The 12,603-nt window shown below is 67.4% G+C and carries 10 protein-coding genes and 3 pseudogenes; 6 read left to right on the forward strand and 7 right to left on the reverse strand.

The window, feature by feature from the left end; translation table 11 throughout:
- Nucleotides 1–182: 182 nt before the first annotated feature.
- A complete protein-coding gene (locus ACIBL3_RS44740; RefSeq protein WP_396360115.1) occupies nucleotides 183–365 on the reverse strand; it encodes a hypothetical protein in 183 nt (60 codons plus the stop codon).
- Between the two features lie 263 nt (nucleotides 366–628).
- On the opposite strand from ACIBL3_RS44740, the gene ACIBL3_RS44745 reads away from it, so the two are divergent.
- From ACIBL3_RS44745 to ACIBL3_RS44765, 5 genes and pseudogenes are all read left to right on the forward strand, one after another.
- The gene (locus ACIBL3_RS44745; protein ID WP_396360116.1) at nucleotides 629–799 is read left to right on the forward strand and encodes a hypothetical protein; all 171 of its coding nucleotides are present in this window, start codon (nucleotides 629–631) and stop codon (nucleotides 797–799) included.
- Nucleotides 800–1,377: 578 nt separating this feature from the next.
- A pseudogene (gene istA, locus ACIBL3_RS44750) lies at nucleotides 1,378–2,624 on the forward strand (IS21 family transposase).
- Between the two features lie 9 nt (nucleotides 2,625–2,633).
- Complete coding sequence (locus tag ACIBL3_RS44755; RefSeq protein ID WP_396360117.1) at nucleotides 2,634–3,248, forward strand: ATP-binding protein; 615 nt, start codon at nucleotides 2,634–2,636, stop codon at nucleotides 3,246–3,248.
- Nucleotides 3,249–3,938: 690 nt separating this feature from the next.
- Nucleotides 3,939–5,294: a group II intron reverse transcriptase/maturase gene (gene ltrA, locus ACIBL3_RS44760; protein ID WP_396360133.1), complete on the forward strand. Its 1,356-nt coding sequence runs from the start codon at nucleotides 3,939–3,941 to the stop codon at nucleotides 5,292–5,294.
- A 124-nt stretch (nucleotides 5,295–5,418) separates the two neighbouring features.
- Nucleotides 5,419–5,676, forward strand: a pseudogene (locus ACIBL3_RS44765) (ATP-binding protein); the annotation flags it as partial.
- Between the two features lie 399 nt (nucleotides 5,677–6,075).
- Here the strand turns inward: ACIBL3_RS44765 and ACIBL3_RS44770 are convergent.
- Nucleotides 6,076–6,528: an Lrp/AsnC family transcriptional regulator gene (locus ACIBL3_RS44770; protein ID WP_396360118.1), complete on the reverse strand. Its 453-nt coding sequence runs from the start codon at nucleotides 6,526–6,528 to the stop codon at nucleotides 6,076–6,078.
- A gap of 83 nt (nucleotides 6,529–6,611) precedes the next feature.
- Between ACIBL3_RS44770 and ACIBL3_RS44775 the strand changes: the two genes are divergently transcribed.
- The gene (locus ACIBL3_RS44775) at nucleotides 6,612–7,820 is read left to right on the forward strand and encodes a M20/M25/M40 family metallo-hydrolase (protein ID WP_396360119.1); all 1,209 of its coding nucleotides are present in this window, start codon (nucleotides 6,612–6,614) and stop codon (nucleotides 7,818–7,820) included.
- Between the two features lie 10 nt (nucleotides 7,821–7,830).
- On the opposite strand, the gene ACIBL3_RS44780 is transcribed toward ACIBL3_RS44775, so the two are convergent.
- The 5 genes and pseudogenes from ACIBL3_RS44780 to ACIBL3_RS44800 all read right to left on the reverse strand — a co-directional run.
- On the reverse strand, nucleotides 7,831–8,766 hold the full coding sequence (locus tag ACIBL3_RS44780) for an alpha/beta fold hydrolase (RefSeq protein WP_396360120.1): 936 nt from the start codon (nucleotides 8,764–8,766) through the stop codon (nucleotides 7,831–7,833).
- Between the two features lie 88 nt (nucleotides 8,767–8,854).
- On the reverse strand, nucleotides 8,855–10,120 hold the full coding sequence (locus ACIBL3_RS44785) for an MFS transporter (protein WP_396360121.1): 1,266 nt from the start codon (nucleotides 10,118–10,120) through the stop codon (nucleotides 8,855–8,857).
- A complete protein-coding gene (locus ACIBL3_RS44790; protein ID WP_396360123.1) occupies nucleotides 10,120–11,082 on the reverse strand; it encodes a sterol desaturase family protein in 963 nt (320 codons plus the stop codon). The genes ACIBL3_RS44785 and ACIBL3_RS44790 overlap by 1 nt, the downstream gene beginning before the upstream one ends.
- A gap of 48 nt (nucleotides 11,083–11,130) precedes the next feature.
- Complete coding sequence (locus tag ACIBL3_RS44795) at nucleotides 11,131–11,415, reverse strand: helix-turn-helix domain-containing protein (protein ID WP_396360125.1); 285 nt, start codon at nucleotides 11,413–11,415, stop codon at nucleotides 11,131–11,133.
- An 88-nt stretch (nucleotides 11,416–11,503) separates the two neighbouring features.
- Nucleotides 11,504–11,851, reverse strand: a pseudogene (locus ACIBL3_RS44800) (S8 family serine peptidase); the annotation flags it as partial.
- Between the last annotated feature and the right edge of the window lie 752 nt (nucleotides 11,852–12,603).

Genomic DNA, 12,603 nt, shown 5'->3' on the forward strand with positions numbered 1-12,603 from the left:
AGCCAGGTCATAGCCGTGGCCGCATGCTTGCCGCCCACCGCACTAGCCACGCTAACTCCCAGTGCAGCGACGGGCCGAGGCACCCGGTCTCCTGTTGGGTCAGGAAGCCATCAGTCGTAGAGCAGGGGCCCGTATGGCGCGGTTGAGGAGCTGCTCCGTACGGGCCGCCGCCCGGTCGACTGTCAGTCCTGCGAGCCCTCCTGGTCGAACTTGTTGTCGTCGAGGAGCCCGATGCCTGCGGCGAGTCGTTCGACGTCACACAGGGTGATAACCGGGCGGTCGAGGTAGCGCAGGTAGTGCTTCTCCGCGCGGCCGCCCACGTGGTGCCAAACGTGCCGGGCCAGGGCCGCCTCGTACGCCGTCATCCACCCTCGCGAGCGTCACGAGCGTGAGGCGCTTGTCGTGCGCGCCGTCGAGCGGCGTCAGCAGTTGGGCGCGCCGGGTGCACCCGTGGTACCGGACGCACCGGTCGCCCTTGCGGTTCCCGGCGCTGTCGCCGCTGCTTGGGCGGCTGGCTCTGTTGACGCCGAACAGGTCGACCTCGAGCGGGTGGTCTGCTCGAACGCCCGCTGCACCGCACGGTCACCGGCCAGCAGGGCGCGGGCGATGAACCCGGCCGCATCTGCGGGTGGGTCTTGCGCTGGAAGAACTCCCGCCGGCGACGCCTGCCGCAGCTCGCGGCAAACGCCGGCTGCCGCGCCATGCCGGTCCAGCACAGTTCTGGTTGCGTGCGCCAGTCAGCGAGGACTTCGACATCACCCCTCAGGCAGTCATCCAGCCGGGCTGGGCCGCCGGCTGAGACCTAGGCTGCTTACCGCATGGGCGATCGACCCGGTGCAGCATGCGTGCGGGCACTGGGGCCGTGGTGCCAGGCAGGCCCGATCACCCAATCCCGCACGCGTGCAGCAGCCCTGTCCCGGTTCCGACGACCTGCCCCGCTCGTTCTCCCGTTCGGCAGCCCGCCGCTGGGGCCCGGCTCCGATCCGGCTGGGGGCCGCGCTCGCCTCGTTCTGCCTTCCGGCCAGTTCGAGATTGCGCGCCGGTGTCGGGCTGGCGAGCCCCTCGCCGGTGCGGTGGGCCGTGCCGGTCACGGAGAATTCGGTTCTGTGATGTGTGGGCGGTGACCGGACGGGCACAGCAGGGTCAGGTGTTGACGGGCGCTGGTGGCCGGTGACACGGGTCTGTTTGCGGTGCCTGTCCGTGCGCTGCCGCAGTGGTCAGGCGGAGGACGAGTAGGCGGACGGGCGGCCGCCCGTTCTGAGCAGAAGGGGATCGAGATCGGGCTCTGAGGCGGGCGGGTCGAGTGTGTCGACGTCGGGTGAAGAGTGACCCTGTATCGGCGGCTGAAAATGAACCCCCTGCGTGACCCTGTGAAGGGTGATGACAGTGGAGGACTGGGCTGAGATCCGCCGGTTGCACCGGTCGGAGGGGATGGCGATCAAGGCGATCTCGAGGAAGCTGGGGATCTCGCGGAACGCTGTCCGGCGGGCGTTGGCCAGCGATGGCCCGCCTGCTTACTCGCGGCCGCCGCGGGGGTCGGTGGTGGACGCGGTGGAGCCGCGGATCCGGGAGTTGCTGCGCGAGACGCCGACGATGCCGGCCACGGTGATCGCCGAGCGGCTCGAGTGGCCGCATGGGCTGACGGTGCTGAAGGATCGGGTCCGGGCGTTGCGGCCGTACTACCTGCCGCCGGATCCGGCGTCGCGCACCGAGTACGACTCGGGCCACCGGGCGCAGTGCGACTTGTGGTTCCCGCCGGTGTTGGTTCCGCTGGGTGCCGGGCATGCCGGGTCGCCGCCGGTGCTGGTGACGACGGCGTGCTATTCCAGGATGCGGTGGGCGGTGATGATCCCGTCCCGGACGGCACCGGACCTGATCGCCGGGCACTGGCAGCTGATCCAGGCCATCGGCGCGGTGCCACGCCAGCTGGTGTGGGACAACGAGGGCGCGGTGGGTTGCTGGCGCCGGGGCAGGCCGAGTCTGACGGTCGAGTTCGAGGCCTTCCGCGGCAGCCTGGGCATCGGGGTGCACCTGTGTCGCCCGCGCGATCCGGAAGCCAAGGGGATCACCGAGCGGAACAACGGCTACTTCGAGACGTCGTTCCTGCCCGGCCGGGGGTTCAGCGGCCCCGAGGACTTCAACCGCCAGTTCACCGAGTGGCTGGCAGGGGCGAACACACGGTGGTCCCGGCGGATCGGCTGCGCCCCGGTCGCTCGGTGGGCCTTGGACCGGGACGCGATGCTTGCCCTGCCGCCCGCACCGCCGGCGATCGGGTGGACCAACCGGGTCCGGCTGCCGCGGGACTACTACGTGCGAGTCGCCTCGAACGACTACTCGGTCGACCCTGCCGTGGTGGGCCGGTTCGTCGACGTGGTCGCAGATCTGGCCCGCGTCACGATCACCTGCGCGGGGACCGTGGTCGGACGCCATCAGCGGTGCTGGGCCCGGCACCAAACCATCACCGACCCAGCCCACCGTCAGACGGCGCGGCGGTTGGCCCACCACGCGTCCGCGGTCCGCGCGACGACGCGCACCCCGGCCGCACCGTCACTGCCACCGCGGTGGTGGTCGAGCGTCGGGACCTGTCGGTCTATGACGCCGCATTCGGGATCACGGCCAGGTGAGCTGGCGTGATGGCAACGCGAACCACAGCCAAGGCAAGCCGCGACGTGACCGCCGAGTTGGCGTTTCTGACCAGGGCGTTGAAGGCACCGACCCTGCGAGAGGTGATCCCACGGTTGGCCGACCGGGCCCGGACCGAGTCCTGGACCCATGAGGAGTTCCTGGCCGCCTGCCTGCAACGCGAGGTCTCAGCCCGGGAATCCCATGGCGGTGAGGGCCGGATCCGCGCCGCCCGGTTCCCGGCGCGCAAGAGTCTGGAGGAGTTCGACTTCGACCACGCCCGCGGCCTCAAACGCGACCTGATCGCCCATCTGGGCACCCTGGACTTCATTGCCGGCAAACAAAACGTCGTGTTCCTCGGCCCGCCCGGGACCGGCAAGACGCACCTGGCCACCGGGATCGCGACCCGTGCCTGCCAGGCCGGGCACCGGGTGCTGTTCGCCACCGCCGCCGAATGGGTCGACCGGCTCGCCGAACACCACACCACCGGACGGCTCCAAGACGAGCTCCGCCGCCTGGGCCGCTACCCCCTGCTGGTCGTCGACGAGGTCGGCTGTGCGCCACGAGGCGCTGATGGATCTCGCGGAAGGAGGTGTCCGCCGCCGGTCATCGCAGTGACCGGTTGAAGCTGGAGGCAGGCCGATCCCCGGGTTGGGGGTGAGGCCGGGAGCAGCCTCGACAACGTAGGGACGGACCGGCACCACCAGACGGTTCGTGCCCGCAAGCGAAGACGGAATGGGTGCAAGGAAACTGAACCAGTGGTTGACGTCTCGTGAGTCGTCAGCGGCCTGCCGAATCTGGTGGATGGGCCGCTTTGCAGTGCTGGACAGTGCCGAAGCCGATGGCCTGTCCTCTCCCCACGCCTTCATCCGATGGGCGTTGGGAGGCCCGGACCAAGACTGCGATGTGCGGTCCGTGGCGATGCTGCCGGGGTATAGCTGGGCACCGAAGCCGTCGCAGAGATCCTCAGTGAACGTGGGAAGCGATCTGGCATCGCCCTCCCTGCCTGGCAGCCGGCCGGGCGGCGGGCAGGCGCGACGCCCGCTGATGACGCCAGATCGTGGCGGAGTCGCCGTAGTACTCCGAGGCCGGGAAAGCCGGTCACATGGGGAAGGGCGACAGCGTGATGGCAGCGACGCTGCTGTCGGGAAGGAACGTTGTTGAATAACGACGCGCCGTCGGCTTGGCCAGGGATACGTGAGGCCGAGCAGCGGGTACTCGATCACCAGCTCAAGCTGCACCGATGGGCAAGGAACGAGCCGGACCGCCGGTTCGATGATGTATTCAACTTGATCTGCGACCGGGCCACGCTGTTGGTGGCCTGGGAGCGGGTGTCCGGCAACCGGGGTGCCAGGACAGCAGGCGTGGACGCGGTTACCCGCTTCCACGTCGAGGAACGCCTGGGTGTGATTCCGTTCCTGGAGGAGCTTCGCTGCTGTCTCAGGGACGGGTCGTTCACGGCGCTGCCGGTCGAGCAGGCGGTGATCCCCAAGAAGAACGGCAAGGTCCGTTACCTGGGGATCCCGACGCTGCGCGATCGGGTCGCGCAGATGGCGCTCAAGCTGGTCCTGGAGCCGATCTTCGAGGCCGACTTCTACCCGTCCAGTTACGGGTATCGGCCTGGGCGTCGGGCCCAGGATGCCATCGCCGAGATCCACCACTTCACCCGCAAGCCGTCGACCTACGAATGGGTCATCGAGGGCGACATCAAGGCTTGCTTCGACAATGTCGACCACCACGTCTTGATGGAACTGGTGGGCGAACGCGTCAAGGACCGCAAGGTCCTGCGGCTGGTCAGCGCGTTTCTGCGGGCCGGGGTTGTCGAGAGGCATGGTGGATTCGCGGAGACCCTCACGGGCACTCCGCAAGGAGGTGTTGCCTCCCCGCTGTTGGCCAACATCTATCTCTCGGTTCTGGACCGGCACTTCGCGCGGATCTGGGACCAGGAGATGAGCCCGCCGTGGCGTCGGCAGTATCGGCGCCGGACGGGACGGCCGAACTTTCGGCTGGTGCGTTACGCCGACGACTTCGTCGTGCTCGTGCACGGCACGAAGTCCGAGGCCGAGGCGCTCAAGGCCGAGATCGGTGAGCTGGTGGCCCGCAGGCTGAAGATGACGCTGTCGGACGAGAAGACCCATATCACCCACATCGACGACGGTTTCGTCTTCCTGGGCTTCCACATCCAGCGCAGGTCTTGGGGCGACGGCCGTCGCGTCGTGCTCACCATCGCGTCCAAGCAGGCCTTGGCGTCGGTGATGCACAAGATCAAGAAACTGACGGGGCGAAGTACGACATCGCTGTCGTTGGAGGAGGTGCTGCGGACGGTCAACCCGGTCCTGCGGGGCTGGGCTGCCTACTTCCGCTACGGCGCATCGAAGAAGACGTTCTCCTACCTCGGCTGGTATGCGTGGTGGAGGCTGCTTCTGTGGATCCGCCGCAAGCACCCCCACCTGACCTGGAAACAGTTGCGGCGCCGCTACTACGGGGCCGACCGCATCACCGAGGGCGGACTCGTCCTCTACAACCCGGCGAAGATGCGGGTCGAACGCTACCGCTTCCGCGGAACGCAGATCAGCACGCCTTACAACATCGACGAGGTCGACCCCGACGGAGCACGCTTCCGCCGGACCAGCCACGACGATGCGGCCTTCGTCGGCCAGGTCAGCGAATAGCTCGCCTGACCCATCGGATCACGTGGAGAGCCGGATGCCTGGCCAACGGGCGCGTCCGGTTCGGCGGGCGGGGACAAGGAAACCAACACCGGAAACGGTGCACGGCGCCTCGTCCCCGACCCAACACATCCCCTTCGAGCACCAGGCCGCCAACCTGTTCTTCCAGCTCGTCTCCTCCCGCTACGAACGCGCCTCGCTGATCGTGACCAGCAACAAGGAATTCGGCCGCTGGGGCGAGGTCTTCGGCGACGACACCGTCGCCGCCGCGATGATCGACCGCCTCGTCCACCACGCCGACGTGATCGCCCTCAAGGGCGACTCCTACCGCCTCAAGAACCACGACCTCGGCCGCATCCCCGCCGCCACCGAGGACCAACCATGACAACCAGCAGGGGGCTCATTTTCAACCGACGCCAAAGGGTCCGTTTTCAGCCGTCGTTGACAGAGTGTTCGTGGGGATCACGGATCGTCTCGGCCGTGCGTCGTCGACGATCTCGCGAGAAGCGCCGCAACGCTGATGCGCGCAGCGACTGTCGCCCGTTCGAGACGCACCATCAGGCGACCGCCGCAGGGCCCGCCCGCATCGGCGGCGTCTCGACACCAACCCGGAGGTGCATGACCAGCCAGCCGAACTGATGGCGCAGCGATTGAGCTCCACAATAGATCAGCCGGCATAATCCGCTGACTCGTCGTGGACCAGCCCGAGGCGGAAGTGTAGACACGCTGGCGACACCGAAGTCGTCGTCGCCGCGGACGCGCACACCGGTGTGTCCATGAGTGATCAGACGGGTACCGGCCGCTCGCTAACTACCAGCTTCATCACGAGCGTGGAGGTGAGCCGCTTTACGCCGGGCAGTGCGGCGAGCACGTCGTCTTCGAGGTTCGCGTAAGCCTCGAGGTCGGCAGTGACGACCCGTAGCAGGTAGTCCGGATCACCGAACAGCCGCTGTGCCTGCAGCACGTTCGGAATCCGGGTCACCGCGTCCTCGAACCCGAGCAGCGTGTCGCGGTCCTCCTGCCCCATGGTGACGAACACCAGCGCTTCGAATCCGAGCCCGACCGCCTGCGGGTCTACCAGTGCTCGGTACCCGGTGATCACGCCGGTGCGCTCCAGTTCGCGCAGCCGACGGTGGCAGGGTGACAGGCTCAACCCGATCCTGTCCGCCAGCTCGGTGACCGTGAGCCGGCCGTTCTGCTGGAGCTCCGCAAGAATCTGCCTGTCGATCCGATCCATGACCGACAAGTCTTCCATTTCGGGCGCTGGAGCAGGCGAAAGTTGGAACCATCTTCCGGCGGATCCGCCATAGCCTTCCGACCATGGAGTGGATCGAGGATCGCGCGGACGAGATGGCCGAACTGGTGGCGAGGCTGGTGGCCTGCCGGACGGAGAACCCGCCGGGTCGCGGCCTGCCCGAGTGCGCCGCGATACTGCATGACGCGATGGACCGTCTCGGCCTTGCCCCGGAGATCCTGGTGCTGCCAGGTGATGCCCGAGTTGTGCGGGGAGCTGTCGGAGACGGCGACCGGATCGTGTACTTCCACGGGCACTTCGACGTCGTCCCGGCGCAGGACCCAGCACAGTTCACCGCGGTGCGCGGCGGCGGCCGCATCACCGGGCGCGGCACCGCAGACATGAAGGGTGGCATCGTCAGCATGCTTTACGGGGCTGCGGCGGCCAGGGCATCGGGACTGCCGGAGGACGGTCGGATCGTCATTCACCTGGTCTGTGACGAGGAGACCGGCAGCACTGTCGGGTCCGGGTACCTGCGCCACGCAGGTCTGATCGATCCGCGCGCACTGGCGATGCTCACCGCCGAGCAGAGCGGCGAGGTGATCTGGAACGCGGCAAAGGGCGCGTTGTCGTTGCGGGTGACCGTACACGGCCGTTCGAGTCATGTTGGGCAGGCATTCAAGGGGGTCAACTCCTTCCTGCACATGCTCAAGGTGGCGGCACCGCTGGAGGCCTATGCGGAGGAAATGAGTGACCGGCGCACGGCGTACCGGGTCAGTCCAGGCGAGGCCCCTGGCTCGATGGTCGTAATCGGCGGCAAGTCCGGCGGCGGGTCGAACTTCAATGTCGTCCCGGGCTCGACATACTTCACCGTGGACGGTCGGTTCAATCCCGAGGAGGACGTCGAGGCCGAGCTGACCCGCATCACCCGATTGATCTCCGAAGCGGCGCTGCAGGCCGGTGCCGAGGTAACGATTGATGTCACGCAGGTCGCTGCGCCAGCCGGCACCACGCTCGATCATCCGGCCGCCGTGCTGCTCGGTGAGTGTGTCACCGAGGTCACCGGGGCACCAGCGCGGTTCGAGCTATGCGCGGGTTGTCTGGACACCCGCTGGTATGACCAAGTCGGCATTCCCGCTTTCGGTTACGGCCCCGGCCTGTTCGAGGTCTCGCACGGCCCCGACGAGTACGTCGAGGAGGCCGCACTGCATCGCGTAGCCGCCGTTTACGCCCGGTACGCGAACCGCCTTCTTCATCACGACAGCGGCACCTGGCCGCGGAACAGCACACCGTAGCCTTGCTGGCTCAGCCGACGGCCTCATCAACGAAGACTGAACGCCGATCCGGTGCCGCAGCTCTCATTCGGTGAAGAGCATTACGCAGTCGGTAGCGGATGTGGATCTGTTCATTGCCATCGACATCGACTTTCTCGTCAGGAGAGACTTGGCGGCTCTGCACAGTTGGTGCAGATGTGGTCGGTGTGTCAGTGGCTGGGCACATGTCGAGGTCTCTCGAGGATGAAGGTTCCGCACCGCCCATCTGGGAGACCGCGATGCCCTTGACGCTGCCTCCGCCTGTTCTGACCTGACCACGCACTCCCGACTCGCTGAGCTCGGCCTCAATGAACTGGTAGTCGTAGAACAGCTGCAGCTGGACTTCCCTGTTCCCGGGCCGGTCCAGCAATGCCTGGTCCAGCGTCCAGGGGGTGAGCCGGTCCAGCCGGTCGGTGGGGACGCCGTGGGTGTACTGCCAGCGGGTCGCGTCGAGCTCGAGCAGCTTGCGGACCGCGGCCTCGTTGCCGGCGCGGTCCTTGGCGTGGGCGAACAGCAGGTCCCAGAACGGGGTGAACCCTTCGGTGTAGGCGTTGCCGGACTGCACGATCAGCGCGGCGACCCGGTCTGGTTGACGGGAGGCGATCCGCAGTCCGATCGGGGCGCCGTAGTCCTGGAGGTACAGGGCGAACTGGTCGAGGCCGAGCTGGTCGAGCAGGCCGAGGGCGATAGTTGTGAGGTTGTCGAAGGAGTACTCGAACTCGGCGACCGCCGGGGCGTCGGAGTAGCCGAAGCCGATGTGGTCGGGGGCGATGAGGTGGTAGGAGTCGGCGAGGTCGATGATCAGCCGCCGGAACATGTGCGACGCGGTCGGGAAGCCGTGCAGCAGGACCAGCGTCGGCGACGCCGGGTCGCCAGCCTCGCGGTAGAAGACGGTGCGGCCGTTGACGACGGCGGTGCGGTGATGCACGGTGGGCCTGCCTTCGGTGTGGGACGTGATGGTCCTAGGCGATTTCCGTTCTCTGATGGGTGTGGGGTGAGCGGGCGGGTGTCGCTGGTCAGGTGTTGGCGGGTGCTGGTGGCTGGTGGCATGGGTCGGTCAGTGGTTCCTGTATGTGTGTTGTCGCGGTTAGGCGGTGGATGAGGAGGCTGCTGGTGGCCATGAGCGCGGCGGCGGCGAGGAAGTAGGGGCGGTAGGTTCCGGTCATGGCGCGGGTGAGCCCGCCGGCCAGGACGCCGAGGCCGGCGCAGGCCTGGTGTACGAGCCAGATTCGGCCCATGATCCGGCCGAGTGTCGCTGGATCGCGCCCAGTCGAGAGCACGGCGATGGTCAGCGGGATGACGGGGAACGAGGAGAGTCCGAAGAGCACGGCGAAGACGAACAGCGGCCATGCGCTGGTGGATGCGGCGGCCAGGAGCAGCGCGGCGCCGCGGAGCAGGTGCATGGTCAGCAGCAGCGTCTCGCGCCCGAACCGAGCGGCCAGTCGGCCGATGGCGGGCATCATCGCTGCGCTGGCTGCGGCCGCGCAGGCCAGGACTTGGCCGCCGGTGGCTACGGCGCCGCCGAGATCGACGACGTAGCTGGGCAGGTGCAAGAGCACGAAGTACAAGCTCATTGCGTGCAGGCCGAATGAGGCCAGCGCGAGACGGTACTGCCGTTTCAGACCTTCAGAGGTCGCTGGGCTGTTCAGGAGCCGGGTGGACACATCATGCGTGGCCCCGTCGGGAAACTGGCCGAGAGTTGCGGGATCATCGCGCAGTAGTAGCGCCGCTGCGGGAACCGCGGTCACCGCGACCATGACCCCAAGCGCGAGGTACGCCGTTGCGGTGCCGTAGCCCACGATCAGCCATCCAGCCAGAGGCAGGATGAGCAACTGACCGAGGTTGATGCCGGCGGCGCTACGAGCCAGCATCCGGGCGCGGTCCCGCACGTACCAGCGCGACACCAGCACCGAGTTCGCCAGCGTCGCCGCGGCCGCGAACCCGGCCCCGCCTAGCAGCGGATACACCAACAGGAACTGCCACAGCTGCCTGACGCATGCCAGCAACGCGTAGCAGGCGACCAGCAGTACCAGCCCTACGGTCAGAACCCGGCGCGGGCCGACACGGTCGACCAGCCGACCGACGACCGGTTGCAGGAGGCCGGTGATCGCGGTGTTCGCCGCGGCCGCCACGCTCAGCGCGCCGACGCTCCAGCCGTGGCGCTGCGACAGCGGCGAGAAGAACAGCCCGGCCGCGAAGTTCAGGCCGAAAGCCGCCGTCATCACCAGCATCGACACCGCCACCATCCGGCGCCCTGCGAACCGCCTACCCGATCTGTCCATCATGGTCCTTCATGCCCCTCAAGACCGTCTGACTGGTGCACTCTTCGATGGCTCACAAGACCGAGCGACGAGGGGGAGAGCGGCCAGTCCGGTTCGGATTGGCAGGCGCCTGAGGCCCGGAACGGCTCGGCGAGCTGCGGTAGGTAGGCGATGGGGTAGTTGGGTTTCGCGGCCATGCCGAGTTGGTCGCTGGTGAACTTGCGTGCGTGGTTGTAGCTGTAGGTGCCGAGTAGGTGGTCCCAGACGAGCGTGAATAGGCCGAAGTTGACGTCGCCGATCCCGGCCCACTTGAGGTGATGGAAGCGGTGGCCCTCGTTGAGCGCCAAAACGTGCTTCAGTGGGCCGACTCGGTAGTCGGCGTTGGAGTGCTGCAGCATCAACTGCACCGCGACGGCGACGGCGAGCACGGCGGCGACTGATGATGGCAGGCCGAGGATGAGCAGGGGTACGACGCCGGCGGTCATTTCGATGGTCTGGTGGACCGGATGCTTCATCAGGCCATTGAGTCCGTAGAACCGTTTCACGGAGTGGTGTACGGCGTGGAACCGCCACAGCAGCCCGATCTTGTGGCTGGCGAGGTGGACGAGGGTGATGCCGGCATCGGCGGCGAGGATCGCGGCCAGGACCTGCAGCGCAAACGGCCACTGGACGGGCCAGATGTCGAAGGCCGGCGCGAGCGCGGCCAGTGCTGGGATGGCGGCGACAGTGGCCAAGATCAGCGTCTCGTTGACCGCGCTGTGCGCGATGTCGCGCCCGGCGTCACCGGCGGTGCGGTTCCAGTCCGGCTCGTACGGCAGCACGCGTTCGGCGGTGAACGACACCATGATCGCAGCGCCGAGCAGCCCGAGCATCCATGCTTTGGAGGCTCCGGATCCCGCCAGCCAGATCGCGGCGCCGTTGATACCAAGCAGCATCACGGGTGCGTAGCCGTACCGCACCGCGGCAGCGAGGAGTGTTCCCATGACCGCCAGCCTGGTCCAGGCGCTCGTCGTCGGGCTTGAACAGATCCGCTAGCCCTGGCGCAGTGCGGTGATGGCTTGGCTCGGGGTGATGCCGAACATGGCGCGGCATGCGCGGGTGAGGTGGGCGCTGTCGGCGAACCCTGAGTCGTGCGCCGCGGCGGTCAGCGTGGTGCCATCGGCGACTTGGGACAGGGCGTGTTGCAGCCGTGCCCAGCGGCGCCACACCGGGAACGCGAGCCCGAGCTGATCGGCCGCTCGTTCGCCGCGGTGTACACCGGCCGGCAGATCGCGGTCGAGAGCGTCGAAGTCTTGCGGATCAGGTGCAGGACGCACGCCTGCAGCCGCGTGTACCGCCAGGCGGTGGTGATCGAGTCTGGCAGAACCGGGTCGCCGACTTGCGCAGGCGACGGCTGCGTAGTCTCTATCCACCCGTGGGCCATGGGGAAGGACGGGACGTGTCGGTGGCAGGCAAGGTACCGGGGTTGTTCGCAAAGTAGAGCGCGGCACTGCCGGCCGCATTCGGGCTGGCAATCGATGTGCTCGAGTTCGTGTTGTATCCGCCGTCCTCCACGTCGAGCGGATGCATAGTCCGGGTGCGATCAGGTCGATGTCGGTGCCGGTTGGAGAAGGCGGCGAGCGTGTCGTCCACGTCGTACACGCAGGTTGCGCCGCCGAGGCCGCTGGGCTGACCGTCGAAGTCGGCCAGCGCACTGACGGTGATTACCTCGTCGTAGGTGGCAGGCACGATGTTGCCGGCGTCGCCATAGTTGTTGCCAGCAGCATCAACCTAGGTAACGCCGCCCGCCACCGATGTGCAGATGGCTTCGTTGAGTGCGTGCATCGGCGCCGGTTCCGCACGTGCTGTCGTCTGCGAATCCGCCGAGGCTCATGCTGGCCACCTCGATCCGGGAAGCGTTGGTCGTGACGAAGTCGACCCCGCCCATGACGTCCGATCACAGGCCGGAACCGCGCCAAGCCGGGCGCGGGTGTCCAGGCAGACGCTCAGTACTCGCCCGAGCGTAGGAGTGGTGGCCGAGGGGGTCGTCACTCAAAGGTGGTAATCAAGGGTGAAACTCTGCACGGCCCTAATGCGCCCGCTGGGCAACCGATCAACAGCCAACGGCTGACCACCAGATGTGCGTCCGTCCCTCGCTGGCGGACCGTCCGGTAACGTGCGGCCGGAAGGCAGGATCGCGCGGCGCACGTGTGTGCACAGTCGTGGGGTTCGCCGAAACTCTCGGCTGGGGGAGTCAGGCCAAAGTCCAGCCAGTAGAGTCGAATCTGTCAGTTGCTAACGGCAACGAGCCAGGCGACGGCTGCGGCCTGAAGAGGCTCCGGCGCCCATGTTGTCCCGACGGCCAACCTTCATCGAAGGATTCCCCTTGAATGTGCACCTTCGAGTGATGCGCACCAGTACGTCGAGCTCCTAGTAGTACTTTGTTAGGTCGGGTAGTGCTGGTGGCAGGTGGGGCAGGTGCCGATCCAGTACGCCAGGAATCGCTGGAGTTTGTGCAGTAGGGC

The organism is Kribbella sp. NPDC050124 (assembly GCF_044460355.1).
In the GTDB taxonomy this organism is placed as follows: domain Bacteria; phylum Actinomycetota; class Actinomycetes; order Propionibacteriales; family Kribbellaceae; genus Kribbella.